This is a genomic window from Neobacillus niacini (genome assembly GCF_048572935.1).
In the GTDB taxonomy this organism is placed as follows: domain Bacteria; phylum Bacillota; class Bacilli; order Bacillales; family Cytobacillaceae; genus Neobacillus; species Neobacillus niacini.
This window is the reverse complement of sequence record NZ_CP183883.1, coordinates 1,205,763-1,230,851: the sequence shown is the minus strand read 5'-3', so window position 1 is coordinate 1,230,851 and position 25,089 is coordinate 1,205,763. Positions and strand designations below refer to the sequence as shown.

At 37.4% G+C, this 25,089-nt stretch carries 29 protein-coding genes; 7 read left to right on the top strand and 22 right to left on the bottom strand.

The genetic code is table 11. The features are described 5' to 3' along the window. Nucleotides 1-423 precede the first annotated feature (423 nt). From ACN6MT_RS05930 to ACN6MT_RS05905, 6 genes are all read right to left on the bottom strand, one after another. Nucleotides 424-1,344 carry a DNA/RNA non-specific endonuclease gene (locus tag ACN6MT_RS05930; protein WP_419955107.1) on the bottom strand — a complete coding sequence of 307 codons (921 nt, stop codon included), beginning with the start codon at nt 1,342-1,344 and terminating at the stop codon, nt 424-426. A 799-nt stretch (nt 1,345-2,143) separates the two neighbouring features. Next, nucleotides 2,144-3,058, bottom strand: coding sequence for a class A beta-lactamase (bla, locus tag ACN6MT_RS05925; RefSeq protein ID WP_419956388.1), 915 nt, complete (start codon nt 3,056-3,058; stop codon nt 2,144-2,146). Between the two features lie 253 nt (nt 3,059-3,311). After that, the gene (locus ACN6MT_RS05920) at nt 3,312-5,354 is read right to left on the bottom strand and encodes a peptidoglycan D,D-transpeptidase FtsI family protein (RefSeq protein ID WP_419955106.1); all 2,043 of its coding nucleotides are present in this window, start codon (nt 5,352-5,354) and stop codon (nt 3,312-3,314) included. 119 nt (nt 5,355-5,473) lie between these two features. Next, nucleotides 5,474-7,270, bottom strand: coding sequence for a BlaR1 family beta-lactam sensor/signal transducer (locus tag ACN6MT_RS05915; RefSeq protein WP_419955105.1), 1,797 nt, complete (start codon nt 7,268-7,270; stop codon nt 5,474-5,476). Then, entirely contained in the window at nt 7,270-7,656 is a 387-nt protein-coding gene (locus ACN6MT_RS05910) for a BlaI/MecI/CopY family transcriptional regulator (RefSeq protein WP_419955104.1), read from the bottom strand. Before ACN6MT_RS05910 ends, ACN6MT_RS05915 begins: the two co-directional genes overlap by 1 nt. 460 nt (nt 7,657-8,116) lie before the next feature. Then, complete coding sequence (locus ACN6MT_RS05905; RefSeq protein ID WP_419955103.1) at nt 8,117-8,533, bottom strand: ArsI/CadI family heavy metal resistance metalloenzyme; 417 nt, start codon at nt 8,531-8,533, stop codon at nt 8,117-8,119. A 292-nt stretch (nt 8,534-8,825) separates the two neighbouring features. Between ACN6MT_RS05905 and ACN6MT_RS05900 the strand changes: the two genes are divergently transcribed. The 3 genes from ACN6MT_RS05900 (at nt 8,826) to ACN6MT_RS05890 (ending at nt 9,673) form a co-directional block, all read left to right on the top strand. Beyond that, nucleotides 8,826-9,152 (top strand): ArsR/SmtB family transcription factor, encoded by a 327-nt coding sequence (locus ACN6MT_RS05900; RefSeq protein ID WP_419955102.1) that lies wholly within the window; start codon nt 8,826-8,828, stop codon nt 9,150-9,152. Between the two features lie 73 nt (nt 9,153-9,225). Beyond that, nucleotides 9,226-9,417, top strand: a complete 192-nt coding sequence (locus tag ACN6MT_RS05895; protein WP_419955101.1) for a hypothetical protein — start codon at nt 9,226-9,228, stop codon at nt 9,415-9,417. A gap of 28 nt (nt 9,418-9,445) precedes the next feature. Next, on the top strand, nt 9,446-9,673 hold the full coding sequence (locus ACN6MT_RS05890) for a hypothetical protein (protein WP_419955100.1): 228 nt from the start codon (nt 9,446-9,448) through the stop codon (nt 9,671-9,673). 44 nt (nt 9,674-9,717) lie between these two features. Here ACN6MT_RS05890 and ACN6MT_RS05885 read toward each other — a convergent pair whose 3' ends face one another. The 7 genes from ACN6MT_RS05885 to ACN6MT_RS05855 all read right to left on the bottom strand — a co-directional run bounded on the left by ACN6MT_RS05885 (nt 9,718) and on the right by ACN6MT_RS05855 (nt 13,664). Further along, nucleotides 9,718-9,846 carry a hypothetical protein gene (locus ACN6MT_RS05885; RefSeq protein ID WP_419955099.1) on the bottom strand — a complete coding sequence of 43 codons (129 nt, stop codon included), beginning with the start codon at nt 9,844-9,846 and terminating at the stop codon, nt 9,718-9,720. A 184-nt stretch (nt 9,847-10,030) separates the two neighbouring features. Next, nucleotides 10,031-10,453 (bottom strand): arsenate reductase (thioredoxin), encoded by a 423-nt coding sequence (arsC, locus tag ACN6MT_RS05880; protein ID WP_419955098.1) that lies wholly within the window; start codon nt 10,451-10,453, stop codon nt 10,031-10,033. A 28-nt stretch (nt 10,454-10,481) separates the two neighbouring features. After that, nucleotides 10,482-11,537 carry an ACR3 family arsenite efflux transporter gene (gene arsB / locus ACN6MT_RS05875; protein ID WP_419955097.1) on the bottom strand — a complete coding sequence of 352 codons (1,056 nt, stop codon included), beginning with the start codon at nt 11,535-11,537 and terminating at the stop codon, nt 10,482-10,484. Between the two features lie 25 nt (nt 11,538-11,562). After that, nucleotides 11,563-11,910 (bottom strand): ArsR/SmtB family transcription factor, encoded by a 348-nt coding sequence (locus tag ACN6MT_RS05870; protein ID WP_419955096.1) that lies wholly within the window; start codon nt 11,908-11,910, stop codon nt 11,563-11,565. A 320-nt stretch (nt 11,911-12,230) separates the two neighbouring features. Next, nucleotides 12,231-12,728: an arsinothricin resistance N-acetyltransferase ArsN1 family A gene (locus tag ACN6MT_RS05865; protein ID WP_419955095.1), complete on the bottom strand. Its 498-nt coding sequence runs from the start codon at nt 12,726-12,728 to the stop codon at nt 12,231-12,233. Between the two features lie 203 nt (nt 12,729-12,931). Then, nucleotides 12,932-13,270, bottom strand: a complete 339-nt coding sequence (locus ACN6MT_RS05860) for a YolD-like family protein (RefSeq protein ID WP_419955094.1) — start codon at nt 13,268-13,270, stop codon at nt 12,932-12,934. Between the two features lie 262 nt (nt 13,271-13,532). Next, entirely contained in the window at nt 13,533-13,664 is a 132-nt protein-coding gene (locus tag ACN6MT_RS05855; RefSeq protein WP_419955093.1) for a hypothetical protein, read from the bottom strand. 222 nt (nt 13,665-13,886) lie between these two features. Between ACN6MT_RS05855 and ACN6MT_RS05850 the strand changes: the two genes are divergently transcribed. The 4 genes from ACN6MT_RS05850 to ACN6MT_RS05835 all read left to right on the top strand — a co-directional run bounded on the left by ACN6MT_RS05850 (nt 13,887) and on the right by ACN6MT_RS05835 (nt 15,702). Further along, complete coding sequence (locus tag ACN6MT_RS05850; protein WP_419955092.1) at nt 13,887-13,994, top strand: YjcZ family sporulation protein; 108 nt, start codon at nt 13,887-13,889, stop codon at nt 13,992-13,994. Between the two features lie 323 nt (nt 13,995-14,317). Next, nucleotides 14,318-14,428 (top strand): YjcZ family sporulation protein, encoded by a 111-nt coding sequence (locus ACN6MT_RS05845; RefSeq protein ID WP_326160860.1) that lies wholly within the window; start codon nt 14,318-14,320, stop codon nt 14,426-14,428. Between the two features lie 319 nt (nt 14,429-14,747). Further along, a complete protein-coding gene (locus tag ACN6MT_RS05840) occupies nt 14,748-15,218 on the top strand; it encodes a DinB family protein (RefSeq protein ID WP_419955091.1) in 471 nt (156 codons plus the stop codon). Between the two features lie 181 nt (nt 15,219-15,399). Beyond that, nucleotides 15,400-15,702, top strand: a complete 303-nt coding sequence (locus ACN6MT_RS05835; RefSeq protein ID WP_419955090.1) for a hypothetical protein — start codon at nt 15,400-15,402, stop codon at nt 15,700-15,702. Nucleotides 15,703-15,906: 204 nt separating this feature from the next. Here ACN6MT_RS05835 and ACN6MT_RS05830 read toward each other — a convergent pair whose 3' ends face one another. The 9 genes from ACN6MT_RS05830 to ACN6MT_RS05790 all read right to left on the bottom strand — a co-directional run bounded on the left by ACN6MT_RS05830 (nt 15,907) and on the right by ACN6MT_RS05790 (nt 24,901). After that, nucleotides 15,907-16,269, bottom strand: coding sequence for a YciI family protein (locus ACN6MT_RS05830; protein ID WP_419955089.1), 363 nt, complete (start codon nt 16,267-16,269; stop codon nt 15,907-15,909). Nucleotides 16,270-16,368: 99 nt separating this feature from the next. Further along, a complete protein-coding gene (locus ACN6MT_RS05825) occupies nt 16,369-16,872 on the bottom strand; it encodes a CBO0543 family protein (protein ID WP_419955088.1) in 504 nt (167 codons plus the stop codon). Nucleotides 16,873-17,041: 169 nt separating this feature from the next. Continuing rightward, nucleotides 17,042-18,214: a DUF3231 family protein gene (locus ACN6MT_RS05820; RefSeq protein ID WP_419955087.1), complete on the bottom strand. Its 1,173-nt coding sequence runs from the start codon at nt 18,212-18,214 to the stop codon at nt 17,042-17,044. Between the two features lie 739 nt (nt 18,215-18,953). Then, nucleotides 18,954-19,334: a hypothetical protein gene (locus ACN6MT_RS05815; RefSeq protein WP_419955086.1), complete on the bottom strand. Its 381-nt coding sequence runs from the start codon at nt 19,332-19,334 to the stop codon at nt 18,954-18,956. 112 nt (nt 19,335-19,446) lie between these two features. Continuing rightward, the gene (locus tag ACN6MT_RS05810; protein ID WP_419955085.1) at nt 19,447-20,604 is read right to left on the bottom strand and encodes an acyltransferase family protein; all 1,158 of its coding nucleotides are present in this window, start codon (nt 20,602-20,604) and stop codon (nt 19,447-19,449) included. A 102-nt stretch (nt 20,605-20,706) separates the two neighbouring features. After that, entirely contained in the window at nt 20,707-21,822 is a 1,116-nt protein-coding gene (locus tag ACN6MT_RS05805) for a GerAB/ArcD/ProY family transporter (protein WP_419955084.1), read from the bottom strand. A gap of 39 nt (nt 21,823-21,861) precedes the next feature. Continuing rightward, nucleotides 21,862-22,086, bottom strand: coding sequence for a hypothetical protein (locus ACN6MT_RS05800; RefSeq protein WP_419955083.1), 225 nt, complete (start codon nt 22,084-22,086; stop codon nt 21,862-21,864). Nucleotides 22,087-22,091: 5 nt separating this feature from the next. Next, nucleotides 22,092-23,279, bottom strand: coding sequence for a Ger(x)C family spore germination protein (locus ACN6MT_RS05795; protein ID WP_419956387.1), 1,188 nt, complete (start codon nt 23,277-23,279; stop codon nt 22,092-22,094). Continuing rightward, a complete protein-coding gene (locus ACN6MT_RS05790; RefSeq protein WP_419955082.1) occupies nt 23,279-24,901 on the bottom strand; it encodes a spore germination protein in 1,623 nt (540 codons plus the stop codon). The genes ACN6MT_RS05795 and ACN6MT_RS05790 overlap by 1 nt, the downstream gene beginning before the upstream one ends. Nucleotides 24,902-25,089: the final 188 nt, after the last annotated feature.

The following is a 25,089-nucleotide window of genomic DNA, read 5'->3' as shown; positions in this document are numbered from 1 at the left end:
AAAAGGACTATCACGTACTTAGCGTTGGGAAAGTGTGTGGCAATTCCCATGTTATTTCTCCCTGTTGATTGGAGCGGAAGGTGCGAAGACTCCTGCGGGAGTACGGGGCTGGGGAGACCCCGCAGGCGCTTAAGCGCCGAGGAGGCTCCCCGGCACGCCCGCGGAAAGCGAAGCACCTGGAGCGGAAATCAACAGGCCTTTGTGCAGGTAGAAAAAATGAAAATTGCCGAGATAGATTTCTTTCTCGGCCATCTGTCCTTACTACACTTCATATGTAGTAAGGTTTTTAGTTTTTAAGAATTCTTATTAAATAACCTGCTCCGTTCGTACAAAAAGAAAAGGGGAACGCCGCAGCATCCCCCTCATTAACTCTTGCATTACCCATAGAGCCAAAAATGTTCTTTCGTTCATTTATTTTGCGGCTTACTCCCCTACCATACCATCATGATCATTATCACGCATATACGGGTATAACCAATGATCACTCGTTATTGGCATACGAAAACCTGCTGCTTTTGCTTCTTTAATCGTCACCTGTCCGTTACCGTCTGTATCAACAGTAGAAACATCACTGCTTGTTTTTGAACTAGTTGAATCAAAAGGCTCACTGCCTGTTAAACCGAGGGATGCGTTTACTTCATCAGGGTTCACATTGTCAAATTTATCAACGATCTCGTTACCCATTAAAGTATAGGTATACTGATAACTGGAAGGAATCTGCGTTTCCGTATTCGGATAGGTGATAATGGCTTCAAAATGTGTAGCTCCACCTGCGCTGCGGATCACTTCTTCCATATAAGCTTGATCACCATGTCGGTTAAGCGTACTATCTTGCGGAGTAATATTATAGGCATTCGATACCCCTCCAAGAGAATCAGCAATGATATGTCCTTCATCTAAAGTGTCACTTTCGACGCCAGGAACCTTTGCCTCATCTGAATAGTATCTGCCAGACGATGTTACAGGTTCGTTATTGTCATCTTGTAGAATGATTTCGTCAGCAATCACACGTACTAGTTGCCCGTATTCATTCGTAAATGCCCAATATTCACGGTCTCCATACCCAATGTCCACGACGACGTTAGGTTCACGATATCCAGACACGTCACCACCATCAACTTCAATAAGTTTGTATCCTGCGAACCGTTCATTTTGTTGGGTTGGTGGTTCCTCTACTACTGGTTCATCATCAGCCGTAGGGTTCGTTTCTTCCTTTGGATTAGCTGGCGTTACTTCTTGTGAATCTGTTTCTCCATCTGTAATGGATGTATTTTCTACGTTGGTACAACCAACAAAAAAGATGGTCGTTAAAAGTAATATTAGATAGTTCATTTTCTTTTTCATTTTATGATTCTCCTATAATATTTTTATGTTGTTTATTCTAAAAAATATCCGAATGTCAAGAGAGATTAACGTTTTTACCCTATTAATATAGTATATTCTACTATTAACTTTATTTCAGTAGATACTTTGTTCCAATTGTAAAGTCCCTTACAACGAATAAATATATAGAAGCTAAAACTTTATTCATTTCAGGAGAACGAATCATTGTTATCCCCTAAAGAATCCCTCAGTTCCATATCTTATTGAACGAACTGATCCACAAATAAGTGTTAATCCTTCTTAACCTTAATTATCAATTAATAAAAAAATGCCTAAACCCATATGTACCAAGGGTTTAGACATTTTATTACTTCATGTATTAAAGCGTTAATATATATCATACGAATAGTTATCTCTTCTAATAGTCACTTACATCCATGGATCAAATATCTCTTTTCTTGCTTGATGGTACAATCGAGCATACAACTGGCTTTGATGTAGACCGTTATGTCCTAATTGAACCTGGATACATCCCATTCCTTATTTTTAAAGAAAACATCCATCTCTCGAATTAATTTCTGTGAATGGTTTGTCACAAAAAGCAAATAATTAATTTACCGCTAGTATATACAGATTCACTGTCTTGTAATAACTAAAAGATTTTTAAGGGGATTTAGGAGAAATAGTAGTGCTATTAGGTTGCTTCTAGCATAAACATGGATATAACTTTAGATTTTAAAATGTAAGCTGATGAGTTATAAATGGTAAACTCATCAGCTTTTTTATTCGAGTATTGTGATGCGTAAATTTATTTATCTGTTCACTTCAGGGCGTTAAGTGCGACCTTTGCAGCTTCTGCGATGAGCGTATTGTCAAAGGTGGCATTCTGTGTATCGCGGCTGGATAGAACTGCGATGACAATGGGAGCTCTATTCGGTGGCCAAACAATGGCAATGTCATTCCGCGTTCCATAGCTTCCCGCCCCGCTCTTATCATCGACCACCCAGCCTGTTGGTGCACCAGCACGAATCAATGTATCTCCAGTTGCATTTCCCCGCATCCAATCTGTTAGGATCATACGTTTTTCAGTTGGGAGCAAGTCGCTGACTGCGAGAGCCTGGAGGCTTGTAGCAAGTGCTTTTGGTGTGCTGGTGTCACGTTTGTCTCCAGGGACTGCTGAGTTCAAATCCGTCTCGTAGCGATCAGCCTGGGTAACGTGATCGCCAATATTCCTCAGTGCTGCTTCAAATCCCTCAGGGCCTCCTAGTTTCTCTAATAAAAGGTTTCCTGCAGTATTGTCGCTATATCGAACAGCAGCCTCGGCAACTTCCCCAAGAGTCATTCCGGTATCTACGTGAAGTTGTGTTACAGGTGAATACGAAACGATATCCTCTCTGTTGTATGTGACCAACTCGTTAAGTTGATCCATGGAGTATTGCTGTAGCAATGCACCTGCGGCTAGAGCTTTGTAAGTAGATGCGTAAGCGAACCGCTCTTGAGGCCGATAAGAGACTTTCCGATTTGTACCTGTATCGATGGCGTAGACTCCGAGCCGGGCATCATATTTGTTCTCGAGTTCTGCAAACTCACGGTGTAATTGGGGTGCTGGTGTTTTAGCAACTGCCTTTTCGGGCTTGTCAGAAAGGTTATGGGTGCTCATCGACCATCCGGCGAGGGGTACAATTGCAACCACTAGCACAAGCAAGGCATATATAAAATTATTCTTACTGAAAATATTATGTGTTTTCTTCAAGATGATAACCTCTTTCTATTAATATTTAGCTTTCATGAAAATAGAATCAGCGGGTTTAATCATTATGTTTAGATTAACCTGATCAGCTCTTAACCAGCAGATTCTAAAAATGCTGGGAGATAATTTCCTCCTTTCTCCAATCTGATTACCTACGTAATAGTAGATTACGCACAAATACTACATATGTAGTATTTATTACGAACTTAATACTACACTTGTAATAAATAGATGTCAATCATTTTGTAGTTGGCTGTCCTGTTTTATTAATGTCAAAATATGCCCGAAAAACCCGCTGGCTAATGATATTAGCTGCACTGTGCGGCTGAGCATAACCATCACGGTAGGCATTTGGCACAATAACAGCAATGGCAATCTCGGGATCATTGAATGGGGCATAACCAGCAAAAGAAAGATTCCAAGTCTTCATCCCATTTTTATACGATTCTGAGGTCCCGGTTTTACCTGCGGCATTGTAAGGTTCGTCTTTAAAATATCCTCTTGCTGTTCCTTGGGAACCATGGGTAACCAGCCAAAAACCTTGTTGAACTCGCTTAAGCATCTCCTCACTCATATCCACCTGATTGAGCACCACTGGTTCGATTTCATCGATTACGTTGCCCGGCTCATTACCATTATTATTCGGTTCACGAATCTCCTTCACCAATTGGGGCTTCATCCGGTATCCTCCATTGGCAATCGTTGTAATATACTGAGCTATTTGCATCGTTGTATAGGTATCTAATTGTCCAATGGCAATTTGAAAGTAGGTGCTTGCATTGGTTCCTTTAATTCCCGCTGTTTCATTATCAAAACCAATTCCAGTAGGAATGCCCAAACCAAATTGGTTGAAATAATAGCGGATGGTTTCAATTTTTTGAGGATCGATATTCAATGTACCATCGGGGACATACTTGCCGCCCATCATTTCTATTGCGGTTTTCCACATATAAACGTTTGATGAACGCTCTAATGCCTCTAAATCGTTAATTCTGTTCATGACTTGGTAAGAGGAAAAAGTTCCCGACCCCTTAAATCTCATGACTTCGTCTAATTCGATTTCCCCGATATCCCTGACACCCGTTTGGTATCCGGTTAATACGGTGGCCCCTTTTACAACGGATCCCTGTTCAAATGCATAAGTGAAGGTTCCCGGTGTAAAATCGGTAAACTTTTGGGACTGCCTGTTATACACTTTTCCTGACATCGCCAGAATACGGCCTGTTTTCGGTTCCATTGCCACAACAAAGGCAGTGTCAAGGGTATCCGTATGCGGCTTTTGGATGGCACGGACCAACTCTTCCTGCATAATTTTTTCCACTTGGGCTTGGAATTCCATATCAATGGTCAGAACAATATCATTGCCACTCTTTCCTTCCGATATCGTCTCTGTATTCACCACATTTCCATTTTGATCTGTCACCGTCTTTACTTTTTCCTTTTGGCCTTGCAAGACACCATCATAAAATTCCTCAATATAACTTTTCCCCACGCGGTCATTCAATTTGTACCCTTTAGCCGTATAGTAATCTACCTTTTCTGCTGGAAGACCTTCATCCGCACTCGTTACTTCCCCAAGCATATTCCAAAATGTTTCCCCGTATGTGCGGCCCCTCTTCCAATCGGTCGTAACATCCATCCCTGGCAGGTTTTCTAGATTTTCGCTGACCTTAGCAAATTCTACCTCTGTTACCTGTTCATTTTTGATCATCGTAGGGGTTAAAGCGATGGCAGACGACAGTTTGCGGTAGATGGCCGCCAGGTTTTTGTCCATTTTCTCGAGATCACTTTCTGCAATGCGTTTCAATTTTAATTGATAGACATCATTGTCATTCAGCTTTTCCTGTTTGTATAGGTTCTCCTCCTTTTTTGTGATTAAATGCGTGCCATTGTTATGTATCAGCAGCCAGATATCTTTCAAGTCTCGATCGGTCACTTTATTGAGTTCTTTATCAGTCATGGCCAAAAAGGTATTTAACTTTTTGGCCAGTTCAAGCAATTCATCCGGCTGCGGATTTTTCGGCGGTGTATAGGTAATCGCCTTTTCCGGTATATTGTAAACGACTAACTTTTGATTCGTATCATATATTTTTCCACGCGGAACCGAATAGCTGACGGGCGTCACATCTGTCTTCTTTGCCTGAGCCGCATGGGCTTCCCCATTGATAATTTGGAGAACGCCAAGACGGAGAATAAGGATAGAAAAAAGAACAAAGACCATGAAAAAGAGACCATTCAATCTTAATCGGATACTATTTTTTTTCTGCTTTTTCTGTTTCAAAACACATCAGCCCTTTCATAATGGAAGCTTGTATACACAAAGTCGTAAAATACTACAATTGTAGTATTTGGCCTTGAAAAATCCCAAAAAGGAAGGGTAATCCTTTCTGGGGTTAATGATTAATAGATCTTTTTATGATGCAGGATCAGCTTGGCAATCTCAGCTGCCTTGCTTCCTTGGGCATGTCCATCCTTATTTTGAATATTAATGGCAAAATAATAACAATCCTCACCTTTTTCGACAAAACCAATAAACCAGCCATTTACATTCTTTCCATTAATCATGCCGGTTCCCGTTTTACCATACAATCGCCCATTCTTTTGTACATCAATTAAAAGTGCCCTTTTTACTGCTTTGATATTTTCCGCTTTAAAACCCCATTGATTTTCTTCCAATTGGTATAATAATTGGACTTGTTCTATTGGTGATATTTTTAAGGAAGATTCCATCCAGTAATGATCCAAATTCCCTGAAAGATCCTCATTCCCGTATTTTATCTTGTGAAAATAATCTTGCAGTTCCTTTCTCCCTACTTCTCGATCGGTATTTTGGAAATACCAATTCACAGAACGGCTCAAGGCACTCGCTAAATTTTGATTTTGATTCCATTCAGGAAAGGGATAATTGTTCCCATCCCAAATCTGGTTATTGCTATTCGTGGAAATCACATTCGATTCCAATGCAAATAAGGCGGAATATATTTTATAGGTGCTATCAGGTGAAATCCTCTGCTCACTCATCTCTCGATTATAAATTTGATATTGGTTTTTAGAGGGATCATATAAAACAAAGCTGCCCTTGTAGCCCTCAAAATAAGAGCTTAAATCTTCATTGACTACATTCTTCCCGCTAAACTGATACACATCATCTGGGCTGGCAATAACGGTGGTGATGGGAGCAATTAATAGCACAACCATTCCTAAAACCGCACAGATGACCTTGCTTTTCCATTTCAATAATCGAGAATCGCTAGAGAAGCTTGCAATGCACTGGATTCTTTGTTTGATTTGTTTTTTAGTTCCCCCTATACCTGGAGCAAACTGTTCAATGGCCCTATCATATTTTTTATCGGCAAAACGAATGATGGTATGCCCATATTCGATATATCCGCTCTCATCCAAGAGATTTAACACGGAAGCATCACAGGCCAATTCCCGATCCATTCGAATCCTCTTTAAGGCATACCAGACGAATGGGTTAAACCAATAAATAATACGAAATATCCACATGACGTAATTCACGAACAGATCTTTGCTTTTATGATGGTGCAGCTCGTGCAAAAACACGTATTTTAATTCAGTTAACGAGAATGCTTCTAGCGTGTTGCTTGGAATAAAAATATAGGGCTGAAAAATCCCGAAGGTGATCGGCGAGGTAATAAGAGAGGTCTCCCTCAGCCGTATGTTTCTTTTCACCCCAACCATCACTTTGCACGTTTCTATTAGTTCATTTAGCTTTTGGTTATGAACAGCTGCAGCTGACTTTTTGAGTTGATGGATTTGAATGCTTGAATAAACAGCAGCCCCAACCAAAAGAACCACTCCAATAATCCAAACCGTAAAAAATGTATGGTAAATGAAATCTGGCGTTGACTTGTTTACCGACACCGTGAAATCATGTAATAAATCGCTGTTGGACCCTTGAGAGGCAACCGCTCCATTTATCCTTTCACTCTTCGGTACCGTGTCTTTATGAAAAAAAAGGAATCTTTTAAAATAGTAAGTTCCTTCTCCAAGGCGAACATAATTCCAAGGTAAAAAGGAAGCAAGGAGTGGAATGCCAAGAAAATACCAAATATGATAATGAGCTTTCACCGTCATATGATTGTTTAATAGCCTTTTGATTAACAAAATCAAGAAAATAAGGAAAGATACCACGATTGTACTTACTAAAATCCGCAGCAACATGGTATCCATTATTGGTCGCCTTCTTTATCTCTCTTGGATAAAATTTCCTTTAATTCCGAAATATCTTCTTTCGATAACTGATCATTTTCAATAAAATTTAAAATCATTGAATTCAACGTACCGCCAAAAAACTGTTGCAGAAAGGATTTACTTTTTTGCCCAACATATTCGTTCTTTTCAACCAGTGAAGTATAAATAAACACTCGGCCAGCTTTTTTTGCCTGCAAAGCCTTTTTCTTAACTAGGCGTGCCAGCAAGGTGTGAATCGTATTTGGCTTCCAATCACTCTGATTTGATAATTTCTCCACTACCTCAGGAGTCGAAATCGGCTCATAGTTCCATATAACCTTCATCACTTCATATTCTGCTTCTGATATTTGTGGAATCTCCTTCATGATCCCCCTCCTACTTTTACAACTGTAGTATTTATTATAGCAAGAAGGTCCAAATATAAAAAGAATATTGGTGACTGTAGCCTATGGTAAAAATTATCAATATTAGATCAACGCGTGTTGGATCTCATATTTCTAGTTTTAAATATACTAAACTGAGATTAGAAAAACCTTCGATTCATCTAACAATTTGCTGGACTCATGTTGCATTTTCGTCACTTTAGACCTTGGATGGAAGTTAAAACGCTCCGCTTATTTCAAATATCAGCACCCCTTCGTACTGTATGATTAAGCTAAAAAATAAAAAGAGTTGACGCAGCAACTCCTTTTTAAACCTATCTCTATAGATCATTTGTGATTGCATAAATTAAATGGTCTTCTCAGGAACCATTTAGCAGCTATTTACTAAAAACTTTGTACGGTTTATTTAGTACTATAACCTTTATCAAATGGTAGTATTTATTTATGATTTGATTGTCTCCACTGCACAGCATGATGACTGCTGAACAATATTTTCTAAATCTCCTTTTGTAAAGAAGAATTCCCATTCGTTTCCATCAGGATCGGTTACCCAAAATTTATCTTGAGTTGCATAGCAGCAATTAACGTCCATTTCTTCACGAGCAAAGAAACCTAATTTCTCTAAACGCTCTTTGTGCTTGAATACTTCATCCCGATTTTCCACTTGAAATCCAAAATGGCCTACCTGATTTCCTGATACTTTATCCTTTAAGTTTAAGGTGAAATTTAACGCTGGGTCATTCAGTAGAAATTTGGCATAGTCTGGCTTTACCTTCACAGGCTCGGCATTAAACACTTGAGAATAAAACTTAATTGACTTTTCTAAATCCGTTACATTTACACCCACATGCATCTTCATATAAAACATCTCCTTTAAGTTTTAGTGACGGAATAAATCAAATATTTTTGATTTATAGTTCGTAAATCAATTTTTTTTGATTTATAGGTACAGTATATTAGCAAATATTTCTAATTACAACCCATTTATCAAAAAAAATTGATTAAAGAATGTAGATCAAAATTAACTAGTCTGGAAGACATTATATTGACAGCGTAAATCAAATATTTTTGATTTACTCCAGTTGACACATGAAAATTATGGATATATGATGAATATATCAAGATTATTTGATTAAAAAGAAGGTGTAAATATGAAAGAGGAAATTCAATTAAAAGACATATCATTAGAACAGACTTTTGAAAAATATGAACTAAAATTTAAAGCCATTGCTGATAAAAAAAGACTACAGATTATGAATATCCTAACCCAAAATGGTGCAATGTGCGTCTGCGATCTAGCTCCAATGATGGATATGGCTCAATCCAAGCTTTCTTATCATTTAAAGATTTTATTAGATGCCAACATAATAAAAAAAGAAACACGTGGAACCTGGAGTTATTACGAGCTGAATCAAGAAGAACTTAATCATTTGTTATCCCATGAACTATGTTGTATTTTTAAACCTACGTGTTGTTAAATTTTTTTATTCAATAAATCAATTTTTTTTGATTAATACATCAATATTATTTGATTAACCGGAGGGGTTCATCATGTATTTTAATGAGTATGAAAAAATGCAATTAATAAAATTACGCCAAGAGGAAGTTGAAAAAAAGGCTGCAAATGCTTGGCAGATGTATGAGTTACAAAAGGTATTGTTGTTGCAAAGGATTATATCGAGATTTAAAACCAGAAGGGATACTGCCATCGTAAAAAACAATTGTGAATGTATATGTTGTTAAGACTCCATTCCATTAGGAGGTGGCCAGATTGACTGTTAACCATGCCGGTATGTTGAAAAAAGAATATTTTCTATCATATCTAAATCTAGTAAGAATCTCTCGAAATTGTTCCCTAGAGGAAGCCAAAGATTTAACCATTAGCTTCTTTTTCAAAAACAACCGCTTACGATATGGCAGCCAGACATACGAACGTTTTTTAGAAGCCTATAATCAATTAGCGATTAGGATTGAAGATAAAGGAGCGTGTTGTGCTTAACTATTGATAGAGTAAAAAGTAAAAGGACCTGAAAAGGTCCTTTTCTAACAACATCTACCCGTATTACCTATCATTGAAATACCTTGTCCATTTCCACTTCGATCAAGAATAAGGTCTTCCGTATTGGGTTCAATGATAGGGTCAATTGCCACCTTTATTTCATTAATTGTCACGATAATATCATCTGCTTCTACACCATCCAGGCGCAGTCCAATCCTTGGCTGCCCTCAGCCATAGCCATCAAAAAAGATACGAATGCAATCAGCATTTTGTTCTTTGAACATTTTTTTAAACTCATCACGAGCTTCGTCAGTGATTCTCATGTCCATTTCCTCCTAATGTAAAACTTATTTATAATTACTCTCCCGTTTCAGCAAAACGCTTAATCCGGCCACCAATTTCATCACGAACCCTTTGGAAAAATGCCCATTTTTCCTCTTCGGTTCCTTCGGCTTTTGCAGGGTCATCGAATCCCCAGTGTACTCGTTTTACATGCGGAGGAGTTACTGGGCAGTGGTCTGCAGCGTGTCCGCATAAAGTAACCACTAAATTTGCATTGTTTAGAATTTCAGGATCGATAACATCAGAAGTTTGGTTTGATATATCCATTCCAGCCTCTTTCATCGCTCTAACTGCGTTAGGGTTTAATCCATGAGCCTCAAGACCAGCACTTTTAACTTCCCACTCCTCACTTAAATGTTTCTTTGCCCATCCTTCGGCCATTTGGCTGCGGCATGAATTTCCTGTACATAAGAAGTAGATTGTTTTTTTGTTTTCCATGATGAATACCACCTTTTATAGATTAGTCTTAGGATGCATGTTCTTTAAAATACTTTCGTTTAAACCATAATGCCACGTTGACTAGAGCTATCATAACGGGCACTTCTACAAGCGGACCAATGACAGCTGCGAATGCGGCACCTGAATGGATCCCAAATACACCAACTGCCACAGCAATCGCTAATTCAAAGTTATTGCTCCCAGCAGTAAAAGCAAGAGTTGTTGTTACAGGGTAATTCGCTCCAATTTTCTTTCCCATATAAAATGAAACGAAGAACATCAACACAAAGTAAATTAATAATGGGATTGCTATACGAACTACGTCTAACGGTAAGGCTACAATAGTATCACCTTTTAAAGAGAACATGATGATAATCGTAAACAATAATGCAATCAATGTAATGGGACTAATCTTAGGGATAAACACTTTTTCATACCATTGTCTACCTTTTGCCTTCACCAATGTAAAACGTGTGAGCATCCCAGCGATAAAAGGTATTCCAAGGTAGATGAAGACGGACTTAGCTACTTCCACCATCGTAATGTTTACCACTGCACCTTCGAGTCCAATCCACTCTGGAATGATGGTCACAAACACATAGGCATAAACGGAAAAGAATAGCATTTGGAAGATTGAGTTAAACGCGACCAGCCCTGCTGCATATTCCGTATCTCCTTTTGCGAGATCATTCCATACAATAACCATCGCAATACAACGGGCTAAACCAATCATGATTAGACCAACCATATACTCTGGCTTATCAGGCAAGAAGATTATTGCCAACAAGAACATTAGAATCGGACCAATAATCCAGTTTTGTACAAGTGATAAAACAAGGACTTTTATATCTTTAAAAACTCGGCCAATTTCCTCATATCGGACTTTCGCTAGAGGAGGATACATCATTAGAATTAGCCCTATTGCAAGTGGAATAGATGTTGTGCCAACCTGCAATTTGTTCATTCCCTCCACAAAGCCTGGAAAGAGGAATCCTAAACCAATACCGACTGCCATAGCCAAAAATATCCATAGCGTGAGGTAACGGTCTAAAAAAGATAGACGTTTTTTTTCTGGATTATTCATTTTTTTCACTCCTTTTTTTCTTGAGTTAACAACCACAACGAAGCGTAGGGTTACTTTTTTCAATCTGTTTAATTTTTTCTGTCTGAACAGGTACATGAACTAAAACATCCTCAATTAGGCCATATAAATCACTTTTCGAATTCAATGAATAATATATCCACTGACCCCTGCGATCTTCTTTAACCAATCCTAAGTCTTTTAGTTTACGAAGATGCTGACTAATAGATGGTTGACTCATATCAAACACTTCTAGAAATTCACACACACAACATTCCCGTTGTTTCAAAATAGCTACCATCGTTAATCGTGTTTTATCCCCTAATAACTTTAAAACACCCGCTGCTCTTTCTATTTCAACGATCGATTTTAACATACCGAACCCTCCTTTTAACTTAAGATAAGCACATTAGTATATAATTATATTTTCTATATAAAATATCATAATTATCTGTCGCTTAAAGGACATCATGCATGAACTTATAAATCCGTAGTGATCCTTAAAACAATATAATTATTTGCTTATATATTAAAACAGTAAAGAATCAATTTCAAGTTCTAAAAGGTTAAGTTTTCGTAAATAAAAAGATTGATGACAAAAGGCCATCAATCCAATGCTTTAGAGTTTTTATAATTTTTATTCCTCAATATTTTTTGAGTATATGATTATAAAGATACACCTTGTACTTGTTGCTGTTATAATAATTTTTCCATTGCCATCACATCAACAAATTTACCATCGAGTATCCCTTGGTTTTTAAATACGCCCACTTCACGAAAACCCATTGTCTTATATAATCCTTGACCTAACTGATTGAATGGAAATGTGAACAGGACCATTTTATGAAAACCATTTTGTTTGGCAAGGGATTCAAGCTCGATCAGCAGTTTCTTTCCAATCCCTTTACCCCTGTAATGCCTAGAAATATAAACCGAAATGTCGGCTACTCCATCATAGGCACTTCGATTATTATATTGATTTAAGGATGACCATCCAACGACTTGTCCTTCATGTTCCGTAACGATTACCTTATAACGCCCTTTATGCCTATCAAACCAATCCTTCATATAAGCGTAATCCTTGATTTCGGTCTCTAGGGTAGCAATCCGATCCTCAATTCCTTGGTTGTAGATTTCTAGGATAGAGTTTATATCGGATTCACCTGCTATCTTTATTACAACATCCTTTGACATTTAAGTCCCTCACTATCTTAATTTTCGTCTGCCGGTTCATAATAACGTACTGTCTTCTTGGGATTTATCTCACGACTCCTAAAGGGAAGTTCTTTACTGAAAAAATTAGCTTTCCTTTTTAGTAAATATATCAAATATCGGGATATTTAGTTTCATTATATATAATTCCTCTTAAACTATCTTTCCCCATTTGGAGTTTCCTCCTAATTTACAACCTTCACCGAGGTCACATCATCGAATACAATGTGCTCATATTCCCCAGGCTTTACCTCTAGGCGCAGCACATGCGTAATAGGATCAACGCGATGTATAATCCCGGTATAGTCCGTTGTAAAGCCATCAGACCAAACGGTTAACCTTACCGCGTGATTATACTCCTGAGCGTACTTAATGCGCAGGTCGAACTCCTCCATCTGATACTCGTCTAAAATCGGCTTAGCTTCCCGCTTCATATCGTGGAATAAGTCATGCTGCATTATTACTTGCTCCGGCATAAAGAACGCCCCTTGCCACTTCATTTTTCCGCGATCGCGTATTGTCATATCCGAATCACTCCTTCGTATTTAATACTACTATTATATACGAACAAATGTTCTATATGTATACAAATACAAAGGACCCATTAAGGTCCTAAAATTATCTTATATAAGCGGAGACTTTCCGGATAAATACAGAATGGAGCCTGTTTGGGGATATATAAGAGGAGGTTCTCCGGTTATGCAAACCAAAACCTCTCATTTTTAAAATTTTCAAGCCAATAGGCGGAATCTCTACGTCTATTTGAGCTTTTTTAAATGGAAATAATTAATTTAGCGGAATTACTCCGTCTAAGACGATACTCCACCACCCAAGACTAAATAAATCGTGCTGCAGCCATATGTCTGTTTTAAATTCATGATATTTGCTTCCCATATCATGAATTTGTTGGTACATCATTTTATCCCTCACTGTTAATTCATAGTAACAGTTTTATATTGCACCTCTTTTTTCCGTTATCCATAAATGAAAAAATATGCAGGGGATATTTACCGATTCTAGACCAATAAGAATTTATTTGATTACTCATGATTTAAAAACCAAACTTATTATGTCATTTATCATGTAAAAGCATAATATATATCCACTCATTGTAATACCTCCTAATAAGGAGGTGATTTTATGTCAGGAGCTGTTGGAGGATACGCTGGCGGAGGTTTCGCTTTATTAATCGTATTGTTTATCCTCTTAGTCATTATTGGAGCTAGTTTCTGGGGTTATGGATACTAATTAAAAATGGACCTCCATTTTGGGGTTTTCATTTTCCAAATTGACTTTATCTGAAGTAAAATCAAAATGAGGTGATTCCAAATTCAGGAATCACCTTTTTTGTGTGCCAGGCATGTACAGCCTCAAATAAAGAGCAATATACGTGATTAGATGGAGTCAACTTGTTGGAGTTGGAGCTTTATCCATCTTCTACAGGTTGACAAGCCTCCTCAAAATCATAACTAAAAAGTAATTGAACGAATATATTTAAAAATCCATGTTTGTCCATTTCAGAATTACTATCTTTCCATAATATATATTCTATTAAGAGGTGGTGATACATTATGTCAAACCAAGGCGGATATGGCGGTGGATCTAGAATGAACTTCGCACTAATCGTGGTTCTATTTATTCTTTTAGTTATTATTGGTGCAAGTTTCATGGGCGGGTACTAACCTTATAAAAGAATCACAAAAAAAACACTAATTCTTTAGTGAACAGAAGCGTCAACCGACGCTTCTGTTTTCTTTTTTATTTAGACTAATCCTCATCAGATTTTATTACGGAGAACAAAAGAGGAACATTCTGATTTATCACAGATACAATTATGTCGCATTTTGGACAAAAATTTTTTAAGCAGAAGGGAGAAAATACCCGTTCCACAAGATTATTGTTTGGAAACAGTAATAAATTATCTAAATATTTCTCTTTTTCCACCGGCACGAACATTCATTCGTGTATAATTAAGATATTCTAATAAAAGGAGGAATTTTAATGAATTCTATTGATTTAATTATTTTAAACTTTAATGAAATTAGGAGAAGAAGCATTAAAGTTTGGACTTCTATTCCTGATGAGAAACTTCTTTGGAAGCCAGATGGTGAAGCAATGAATTGCCTAGAAATGATTAGACACGTACTAGAAAGTGAACATTACTATCACTTAGCAATTAAAAATAGCGGGAGTTTGTCCGTTTTCAATTCTCCTTTCGAAAATCGTCCATTTACCTCAGTAAATGCCGAATTGGAATATGCTGAACCTTATAGAAAAGCGTTCATAGAAACAATCAAGTCATTTTCTGAAGAAGACTTAGAAAATATAAAGATAGACCGCTCTGATTCAGGTTACATAAGAGATTTAGGCGACATGTTATTACGTGTTGGCTATCATGAATCTATTCATACGGGTCAGTTATTGGATTATTTAAGAACAGCAGGGGTTCCAAGAGTCCGTATCTGGGATTAATCCACACCAATGGTGCTACCACAATAGTGATGCACCTTTTTTTATTCCACAGATTAGTTCTGAATCCGTTTATGTTTGCCCTATTTATTGTTTTCAATCCTCAGCCGGGATAAGCTGGCTGGGGGAAATCTCTAGTGGTAACTTTGATGCAAGCAGCTTTATTAATGGAGCAATAAAAAATATGTCTGGTGAAAACCCTGCTGTTCAACCTTGGTGGGGAAGTTTTTTAAAAAAGGTTGCATTACCACACGTTGACCTTTTTAATGTAGTTCCTTGGGGAGAATTTTTAGTAGGTCTCGGACTAATTTTGGGTATTTTCACGTCATTTTCTATACTAATGGGCCTTACAATGAACTTTGCTTATATGTTACCTGGAACAACAAGTACAAATCCCCAAATGGTTTTACTAGGATTGCTTATTCTTGGCAGGAATAAATGCTGGAAAGGTGGGATTGGATCGTTGGTTCATGCCGCTATTATGTAAATTGATAAATAAAAAAGCTGGGAATGCACAATTTTCCCAAAGTGCATAATGTAAATACCCCAAACCTGCCAGTTCAGGTTCTCTAGGTAGAGAAGCCTTCTTTAGTGTGATGGTTATTGTTCCTATATCTTTGATTCCTAGATTTATGAATGATTAGAACCACTTCAATAGAATCATTGTTAATCTGACGTTCAGCTTATTTGTCTATTCAAATACTTGGCGAAGCTCGATCTGTCCTTCTCCAAGACCATGCGGATCTGGCGCACGCATCGCCCACTCGATGGCTTCCTCGCGGGATTTCACATCTATGAACCAGTATCCGGCAATCAACTCATTGACTTCGGCGAAAGGACCCTCTGTTATGGTCGGCGGTTCTCCCGGAACAGGGTAAGAAATACGAATGCCGTTGGAGCTTGGATGAAGTCCACCAACTGATACCAGAACTCCTGCTTTTTTCAGTTCTTCATTGTATTTTTTCATCGCAGCAAACATCTTTTCCATCTGATCCTTTGGCATTGTCCCTGCTTCAGAATCCTTCGAAGCCTTCACAACCATCATAAATTTCATTCGTCACTCCTCCTTTGTACTAGCTTATAGCTTTCTGCTGAAAATGGCAGCCAAACTTTAAGTAACTCACCTATTAGTTGAACAAAGGGACGTTTAGTATTAAGGTAATGGAACATGAAAGTAAATAATAAAAAATGCTGTAAATAAAAACGAAACAACCCAAGCAGGAATAGGTTTAAAGTAATGATATCTTAACATAATAACCCATAAACAATTAAAGGCAACTGACCACCAATAATTCCAACCGTTATGGTATGTAATTTTTCCAGCTAAATACATTATGGTTTCAATACCAACAAGAATTGATGCCGATATTATTAAATATGATATTACTTTCTTCTGAGACATCGGTAAATACGACAAAAACAGTATTACAATACACGGGAAAATAATGAAAGTTTGTACTAAAAATGAAAAGGTTTGGTTTAATAAAAAATCTGGTTCTAACTTCCATAGAAAATATTTTTTTCCGCTAACAAAGAAGTTATATAATAAATTATTTACAATCAAGTATAAAATAGTGGAGTAATATTTTCTCCAATTTTTTATATCCCCAAATTTCCAGCAACAAAGTACAAGTGTTAGACCCAGAACAACACGCATTAGTAACACCCTTTATGAATAGGTTGGTTTTAATATCTACTAACAAGTTAAAATTATTACTCTTCCACATCCTGACCGTTACTCTAAGTGAATTGCTTAAATCCTAAATTATAAAATAAGCCCTTTCAGTTTTTATACAGAAGGACTTGAATATGTATTATAATTGATTCTATTTTTTTATTAAATCATCCCTATCAGAAGCCATAGGAGGCTGTTCTAGCCACCCATTTTTAATCATTATATTAGCTCCATCCTCAGCATACAGAGCTATTTCAGCGGTAACCCTTATATAATGCAGACCTATATCCCTTCTAGGACTCATTGCCATACTAGTACCATAAAATCCAATACTTAGGGCAATAAGGGATGTAGTATAGAACATCATAAGTTTATCTGAAAAAGTATAAGCTGTAGACTCAGTTACATCTGAATCCCATGCCATAGGTACTGGAAGGTAATCCTCTCTAAGGATAGCTCCAAAAACATCACAATGCTTTTTGGCAATTTCTACACCTCTAAATAAAAACTTAGCTATCTCTTTTGATTGTGCAACTTGACTAAATCCTATTAAGGTTGCAACTCCAAAAGCATTTCTTTGAAAGTTAACATAGAGGTTTGAAATTTCTGTACCTACTAGTGGTCTCTTTTCCCCAAAAAAGCCTTTAAGGAAATTTTGTTTTTTAACAAAATCAATATCATCTGGTGTAGGTAAATAAGGAGACCTGATATAAAGACCTTTAGATAATAAAAGCTCTTTAACCTCCCTAAGAAAAATTACTAATTGTGAAATACACTCACTAAAATGACTGTAAACATCTGCTCTAACTGATACTGACAGATTCATACTGTACCCTTGCAGAGCAATTTGTGATGCTTGATGGAGGTAATTCAAAAAATATGTGTCTGAATACAATCTAGGAGCATTTTCATTTACATCCTCATTAAGTTTAAATCCATAAGGTATTGGATACTTTTCTTTTTTGAAAATCTCAGTTAGTGTTTTAAGATTTCCTTGAGCAATTTCAAAAGCATGTTTGACTAATGCTTTAATCTTTTCATCCTCAACTATGGTTAAAAAATATTTAAACTGACAAGCAATGGCAGTATCATTAATATAGGATGTCCAAAGAGCTGTTATCTCTACTGATGTAAGTTGTACACGATTGCCTTCCTCCATAAATAAACCTCCATCTAACCAAACAATCCTTTTTTGTACAATATTCCCTAATTTTCCTAACAATATGTAAATAAAAAAGCCTACTTCTTTATACAGTGTTAAATGTGCACTAGGGTGTTCTTTCTTTTCAACTAAAAGCCCCATATATACAGTATGATTTCCCACCGTATTTAACCTAAATATAGATATCAAAAATGCCATTTTTCTATTTCTATCTTTGTAGACGCATTATCTACAGTAAATAATTATAGTTTAATTATTTCTTAGAATACGATACGTTTGCCAGGTACACTGGTGATTTGTCTTCAAGAGCCTGCATTGAGGACAAATCCTTGCCTTGTACTCAGGTGATTTGTCTTCAAGAGCCCGTATTGAGGACAAATCCTTGCTTGGTGCTCATGCGATTTGTCTTCAAGAGCCCGTATTGAGGACAAATCCTTGCTTGGGCTCATGCGATTTGTCTTCAAGAGCTCGTATTGAGGACAAATCCTTGCTTGGGCTCATGCGATTTGTCTTCAAGAGCCCGTATTGAGGACAAATCCTTGCTTGGTACTCACGCGTTTGTCTTCAAGAGCCCGTATTGAGGACAAATCCCTGCTTGGTACTCACGCGTTTGTCTTCAAGAGCCCGTATTGAGGACAAATCCTTGCTTGGTGCTCATGCGATTTGTCTTCAAGAGCTCGTATTGAGGACAAATCCTTGCTTGGGCTCATGCGATTTGTCTTCAAGAGCCCGTATTGAGGACAAATCCTTGCTTAGATTCATGCGATTTGTCTTCAAGACCCTGTATTGAGGACATATCCTCGCTTGGTACTCACGTGATTTGTCCTCAATGCACATAAAAGTCAAAAATTGCTAAGAAATTTACACTAATCTTCTTCATAAAGAGACACATTCTGATTTTTCAATCCTTATTGGATTTGAATTTTTTAAGGAAGCGATTAAAAAAAGGGCTGACTTCCTTGATGATTGGTTTATATTGATTAGATGTTGTAACAAACATATGCATGGTTTCCATAAGCTTTTCCAAATCGACATTTTTCAGCGTATTTTCAATCGGGTTTAGATTAGATTTCTTTTCCGAAGCTTTTCTCCTATTCCCCCAAAACCAATCATCGTGGCCATTTGATTCCCTACCGAAATTGGAATTGTATTTTTGTTCGGACTTGACTTGTTCATCATCGCTTTCATCATTGATGTTGCTCTGTTTACTGTTTCCGAACATTAACCTTGTGAAACGGTCACTTTCTCCCTTCGGTTTATAATCTTTATCGTGCTCAGCCAATAGCTTCATCCTCCTAGTTTCTTTACCATAAACTATGAATGGCGCAGTCCCATGGTGTGGACAAAATTGCCCTCAAAAAAAGAAAAGAGCCCTATAAAAGGACTCTTATGCTCTAAGCAACTCTTGGTTGTTCGCTTTTTTCCTGCTTAACTCTTCTTCTGCCATATTCCATTGATGGTTTTTCAAAGGCGTAATAGGCAATCCACGAAACCATAATGGCTGCTGGAAAAGCCAAGACAATGATTAGCCAATATGGTAAGACTCCATACCATAGGTTAATAAATGACAATAAAACAATAGCATGGAACAAATACAGGCTGTAGGATATTTTGCCAAGAAACTTGAAAATACCTAATGACAAAATAGTAGAAAATACTTTCGATGAAAACGATAGGATAATAAATATGGTTGCCCCTATTGTAATCATCCAGTCATTTATTACATATTTATGCACCGATTCATTATAAATCAAAAACCACCAAGGATAGGTGTAAAATAGGATGGCAGATCCAAACAAAATCATATTTGTTAACCTATTTTTAATGTATTCTTGGAGTTTTTCTCGATATTTAGCCAATAATGCCCCGACAATAAACATAGACATATAGTGTAAAGAGTCAACAAAGGAAGTTGAGTAATCCATATAATTTAATTTATAAAGGATTGAAGTTTTTACATAATAACTGATGACTGAGGCTGTCAGTGCGAATCCAAGACATATCTTATAATTATATTTAATAACTAGAATCATAATGAATGGAAAGACAAGTGAGATCCTTAGTTCATGTATTAAGGACCAGATTACCGGATCAAACACATAATTTTTAAAGTCGCCCAAAACAAATAGATGATGGAGAATCTGACTTAATGTGATGTCTTCTGTCCAAGCAAAATTGAACCACTTTCCTAATTCTTCAATACCATTTCTAGAAATCGTCATTTTTAATATGATCGCTGCAGTAACGGCACAAATATAAGGTATATAGATTCTAAAGAACCTTTTTACCAAAAAATCTTTATAGGACCCTTGTTTATTTTTTAAAAAGGGTAACGCCAACACAAAGCCACTTAAAACAAAAAACAAGATTACTGCCTCGTGTCCCGCCCAAAAAATATGAACGGGAGTAAACTTTAGGATTTTTAATAAAAGCCCATTAGGATAGTTATTAGCATTAAAAAACATTGGAATAACATTAAAAAAGTGATTTATGACTACGGTTAAGGCAGCAATTCCCCTTAAAGAGTCTAATTCTTCGTACCTTCTTACCATTTAACCAACTCCCGTAATAAGATTACCTTAAGATAATCGTAATTGGAAGTTGTATTGAATATATTATTACGTCAATCTTTTCCCTAACACCTTTCTATCCTCTCAAGAACTTTCAGGTGCCTTTTTCAATTGTTTTTTTCGAATAACATACACCGCAACCAGCAAAAGCGGTAAAAACAATCCAATCGAAAACGAAAAGAATATACCTGTCGTCTGGTTCCAATTTTGTTGGTAAACGACATTAGGATAGATCACTAGTGAGAGGACCACGCCAATTATTCCTAATGGTAATATCAAAGGTCGGTAGTCTTTCAAATTCAGTATTTGGGCAATCCCTAACACGGAAGCATAAAAATAAATGGTTGCCTTAAAATAAAGGGCGATAATCCATAATCCAGCCATAAATGCCTCAATACGTTGTATAAAGTCCCCAATATTGATTCTTTTGGCCAATTCATAGCTTGGAAAAACCTCTGCCGCCGTACTATAAGCACCTAATACGGAAACACTCAAAAAGGTAAAGATGATGATAACAATACCGCCTATTACGTATCCAATAAAAAAGGATTTATTCGCTTGTTTCCTATTGGTAACATTGATAGGAAAAAACATTAATAAAACGATTGCATTGACAGAAGTGACTTCAATAAAAGGAAAAGCTGATTGAATGACTGTTTTAGTCCCTGCCTCAAAGACAGGCTGTACATTTTCAAACTTAACCTCAGGTGAAATAAATAACACTAAAAAGAAAAAAAGAACGAAGAAAACAAGAATAAAGATTTCAGCAGAACGAGCAATTGTCTCTAATCCTAGACGGACTCCCATGACGATAATAATCGCCATTAGAATATTAAGGGAGGCCATTGGAGTATTGGGCAACAAATGTGTGTTAAGGAATGTCCCAGAATAAAACAAAAGACTTGAGGCATAGATAAAAGACATGAATACAAACAATAGCGAGACGGCTTTACCCAGCCATTTTCCTAAAATCATTTCGTTCATTTGTATAAAGGTAAGATGAGGAAACCATTGTGCGATGAAGCAAAATAGCCCTATCACTGCAAGTCCGATCACCATACCTACGATGGCGACAATCCAAGCGTCATGGTTTGCTTTGTCAGCTAAACCGGATGGGACAATTAAGATGCTCGTACCAATCGTGAATAGCGTGACTAAAACTAGAAATTGATATGAATTTATTTTTACGTTTTGCATCATTTCATACCAAGACTTCCCTTCCGCAAGAGTTCTTTTATTTCAACGAACCAAAACATCATGAATCGGTTTAAACACCAAAGTTAGTAAGTCCAGTGGATTAGGAATGGGTTTTCCTAACCCTTGTGCAATACTTAATCCTAACCCAATCACAAGAAAAATAGAAAAAACCACCAACTCTTTTTTATCCTTTTTTTCCAAGAGAGGTGGAACCTCCATCCACAAAATAACAGCTGCAATCAAAAGGATTCCTATCACTTTCAGCATGTTTTTTAGTCCTTTATCTTTTCTAAGAAGGAGTTATTTACCGTACCCGTACTCAGAATTTTCAAATCTACGTTAACATTCACTGTTACGTTAGAGAACTCCTCGTCCCAATGATCTTTCATTTTATTCCACTCCTTTGGATTCGATCGATGGATGGCTTCGCCAAATCCAAATATGTCCGTTTTATATTTTTCTTGTAATGTGTCAATCATTTTGTTAATGATGGCTATCTTTTCTTTTTCGTATATTTTCTCAAGCTCTGCAATGTTTCCCAAATCGTTCAGATCTATTTTACATTCTACCGATCCTATGTTTCCTTCCACTTTAATAGTGATGTCCACTTCCGGGTTCCCTTTTCTTATATAACCTTTAACATCAGAATGGGACTCCTCGATCGCTATTGTGGCATTCCCTCCTTCAGGACAAGAAATTCGTCTAACTGATGTTTTTACTGAATCTGTGACATAACTATAACCTATGGTTTCGTCTTCCGTTAACCAGCCTACTAGTTTGTCTCCTTTAAATACGGCTAAATGATCATATTGAATGGAAGCGGCAGGAGAAACCATTTCTATATTCTTTTTACTAGATCCTATTTTAGAGTTTCCTATTAATTGAACCCCTGTAATGACAGCTTGTTTCCCGTCACTTATAAGATCGGATATGAGCTCATCTAAGGTAATACTTTTTGTACCGGACCACGCTTTTTCTGACATATGAAGACTGTTAAACATTTTATCGGCGGGTATGCTTTCTAGATTTGTCGTGACATTCAGTATTTCACTGGGGGAGGTATCCTTCGTTACCACGACATAGAAATCCGGCCGGAGTTCCCAATCCCTTGACAGTAAATCTAAGGATTCACCGATCCCCTCTTTCGCTAATTCCTCACCTATCACAAGCATTTTAAGATGTCCAGGATATATTTTTCGAGGCGAGTCCTTTGTCATTTTCCGAAAAGCCTCATAGACTGTTTCCCCTTTAGCACTGTAGAGGGTTACCTTGGTACTCCCCGTACTTCCTTTCATGGACACTTCTGAAGGTACAACCACTTGAGCGAATACTTGATATTCCTCTTCCACTTTCTCCACTCCCATCGCCAGCATAATGGCGAGTTCATTCAATTCTCGGCGGTCCCAACATCCTGTAAGAAAGAGACTGAGAATGAGGATCGCAAATAGGCACTTATTCATCACGAACTTCCCTCATCCTTCTTATTTTCTGGCGGTTCTGGTTTCGCAGCGGTTGAATCTTGCTGCCTAATCCAATTTTTTTGATTCATTAGGTGAGGTCGAGTAATCATTTTCCATATAGGTCGGACAATAAACGTGTCCTTTTGATCAGAAGTATTAAATGGAGCGATCGGAGACATATAAGGGATGCCAAAAGAACGCAAACTGCATAAATGCAGAATAAGAGCAATTAAACCAACCATAATGCCAAATAATCCAAACGAAGCAGCTAACGCCATAAATACAAAACGAAGTATCCTTACTGCGATGGCCATTTCGTAAGAGGGTGAAACAAAATTAGAGATGGCGGTTATGGAAACGATGATGACCATCATAGCTGAAATTAATCCTGCTTCGACCGCTGCTGTACCTATCACAAATGCCCCTACAATCGACATAGCCGTACCAATGGAACGCGGCATTCTTATGCCTGCTTCCCTCAAAATTTCAAAGGTGACTTCCATAATGAGCGCTTCAACAAATGCTGGAAATGGGACACCTTCCCGCTGGGCAGCCAGACTAAGGAGAAGTGCAGGCGGCAGCATGGATTGATGGTACGTTGTAATGGCAATAAACAATGCAGGTGCAAGCAAAGAAATGATAAATGCTATAAATCGAAGGGTTCGAATAAGGCTCCCAAAAACCGTACGCTCATAGTAGTCTTCAGGAGACTGGAAAAACTGAATGAATAATGCTGGAACAAGTAATGCAAATGGTGTTCCATCTACTAAAATAGCGATACGCCCCTCTAGCAGTGCTGCAGCTACTACATCTGGACGCTCCGTGTTATAAATCGTAGAAAAAGGCGAATAGGTTGAATCTTGTATGAATCCCTCGATATTCCCACTTTCGAGAATTCCATCAATGTTGATTCGATCCAAACGTAAATTGACTTCTTTCACGATTTTGTCATCTGCAATGTCATGGATATAAACGATGGCAATGTTGGTTTTCGTGCGTGTTCCAATAGTCTTTGTCTCCATCCAAAGTTGGGGATCCTTAATTTTTCGACGGATTAGAGCCGTATTGATTCGCAAATTTTCGGTAAATCCTTCTCGTGGCCCTCTTACTACCGTTTGGGCCGTTGGTTCCGTAACCCCTCGCTCGGCCCATTGTCGATTGGAAATGATTAACCCTTCCGCATATCCGTCGAGTAAAATAATCGTATCCCCGGACAAAAGGCTAGTAAGGATAGCGTCAAAACTAGTTTCTTCTTTGATTTCTCCAACTGTTAAAGCCACATCTTTTAATACACTAATTAGGTTTTGCTCGGGAGATTTTTTGTGTAAATCAATCTCCTTGATATCCAGCATGAGCGTTTCCAAAATAAAGTTTTGTAATGAGGGTGTATCGGTTAGTCCGTCCGTGTAGATAATACCCGCTTTAATGGTTCCTTCTTTTCCAATTCGAATTTCACGTATGATGATATCTGAACTTTTCCCAAGGGTATCTTTTAGCGTTTGGATATTTTGTTGAAGACTCGTGTTTAAGCTATCCTTTTGGTTGGATTCCATCGATTGACTGCTTGGTAAAGAGGTAAAAGGATTCAACATTTTTCTATTCTTTTTCTTTAAAAACCTCATATTTTCTCTCTCTTTTAACTTCTTTATAGAAGTAAGATAATTTACTACATGATTGGTGCTATCGGGTTATCATAGATAATAATATTACCTAATATTTACTGGTTTATTATTTTTATTCGTCTATTCACTGGTCCTATGTTCTGTGATTATCGTAAAGGCATGTCATGTGAACTTATAGGCGGAGAATT

Bases quoted from the DNA above. Each gene is read 5' to 3' on its own strand.
- ACN6MT_RS05855 (WP_419955093.1), bottom strand. From the start codon at position 13,664: ATGATGTACCAACAAATTCATGATATGGGAAGCAAATATCATGAATTT.
- ACN6MT_RS05840 (WP_419955091.1), top strand. From the start codon at position 14,748: ATGAATTCTATTGATTTAATTATTTTAAACTTTAATGAAATTAGGAGA.
- ACN6MT_RS05870 (WP_419955096.1), bottom strand. From the start codon at position 11,910: ATGTTAAAATCGATCGTTGAAATAGAAAGAGCAGCGGGTGTTTTAAAG.
- ACN6MT_RS05825 (WP_419955088.1), bottom strand. From the start codon at position 16,872: ATGCGTGTTGTTCTGGGTCTAACACTTGTACTTTGTTGCTGGAAATTT.
- ACN6MT_RS05895 (WP_419955101.1), top strand. From the start codon at position 9,226: ATGTATTTTAATGAGTATGAAAAAATGCAATTAATAAAATTACGCCAA.
- ACN6MT_RS05900 (WP_419955102.1), top strand. From the start codon at position 8,826: ATGAAAGAGGAAATTCAATTAAAAGACATATCATTAGAACAGACTTTT.
- ACN6MT_RS05805 (WP_419955084.1), bottom strand. From the start codon at position 21,822: ATGATGCAAAACGTAAAAATAAATTCATATCAATTTCTAGTTTTAGTC.
- ACN6MT_RS05910 (WP_419955104.1), bottom strand. From the start codon at position 7,656: ATGAAGGAGATTCCACAAATATCAGAAGCAGAATATGAAGTGATGAAG.
- ACN6MT_RS05810 (WP_419955085.1), bottom strand. From the start codon at position 20,604: ATGGTAAGAAGGTACGAAGAATTAGACTCTTTAAGGGGAATTGCTGCC.
- arsC (WP_419955098.1), bottom strand. From the start codon at position 10,453: ATGGAAAACAAAAAAACAATCTACTTCTTATGTACAGGAAATTCATGC.
- ACN6MT_RS05850 (WP_419955092.1), top strand. From the start codon at position 13,887: ATGTCAGGAGCTGTTGGAGGATACGCTGGCGGAGGTTTCGCTTTATTA.
- ACN6MT_RS05865 (WP_419955095.1), bottom strand. From the start codon at position 12,728: ATGTCAAAGGATGTTGTAATAAAGATAGCAGGTGAATCCGATATAAAC.
- ACN6MT_RS05845 (WP_326160860.1), top strand. From the start codon at position 14,318: ATGTCAAACCAAGGCGGATATGGCGGTGGATCTAGAATGAACTTCGCA.
- ACN6MT_RS05800 (WP_419955083.1), bottom strand. From the start codon at position 22,086: ATGCTGAAAGTGATAGGAATCCTTTTGATTGCAGCTGTTATTTTGTGG.
- arsB (WP_419955097.1), bottom strand. From the start codon at position 11,537: ATGAATAATCCAGAAAAAAAACGTCTATCTTTTTTAGACCGTTACCTC.
- ACN6MT_RS05905 (WP_419955103.1), bottom strand. From the start codon at position 8,533: ATGAAGATGCATGTGGGTGTAAATGTAACGGATTTAGAAAAGTCAATT.
- ACN6MT_RS05830 (WP_419955089.1), bottom strand. From the start codon at position 16,269: ATGAAATTTATGATGGTTGTGAAGGCTTCGAAGGATTCTGAAGCAGGG.
- ACN6MT_RS05790 (WP_419955082.1), bottom strand. From the start codon at position 24,901: ATGAGGTTTTTAAAGAAAAAGAATAGAAAAATGTTGAATCCTTTTACC.
- ACN6MT_RS05860 (WP_419955094.1), bottom strand. From the start codon at position 13,270: ATGACAATACGCGATCGCGGAAAAATGAAGTGGCAAGGGGCGTTCTTT.
- ACN6MT_RS05930 (WP_419955107.1), bottom strand. From the start codon at position 1,344: ATGAAAAAGAAAATGAACTATCTAATATTACTTTTAACGACCATCTTT.
- ACN6MT_RS05915 (WP_419955105.1), bottom strand. From the start codon at position 7,270: ATGGATACCATGTTGCTGCGGATTTTAGTAAGTACAATCGTGGTATCT.
- ACN6MT_RS05835 (WP_419955090.1), top strand. From the start codon at position 15,400: ATGTCTGGTGAAAACCCTGCTGTTCAACCTTGGTGGGGAAGTTTTTTA.
- ACN6MT_RS05795 (WP_419956387.1), bottom strand. From the start codon at position 23,279: ATGAATAAGTGCCTATTTGCGATCCTCATTCTCAGTCTCTTTCTTACA.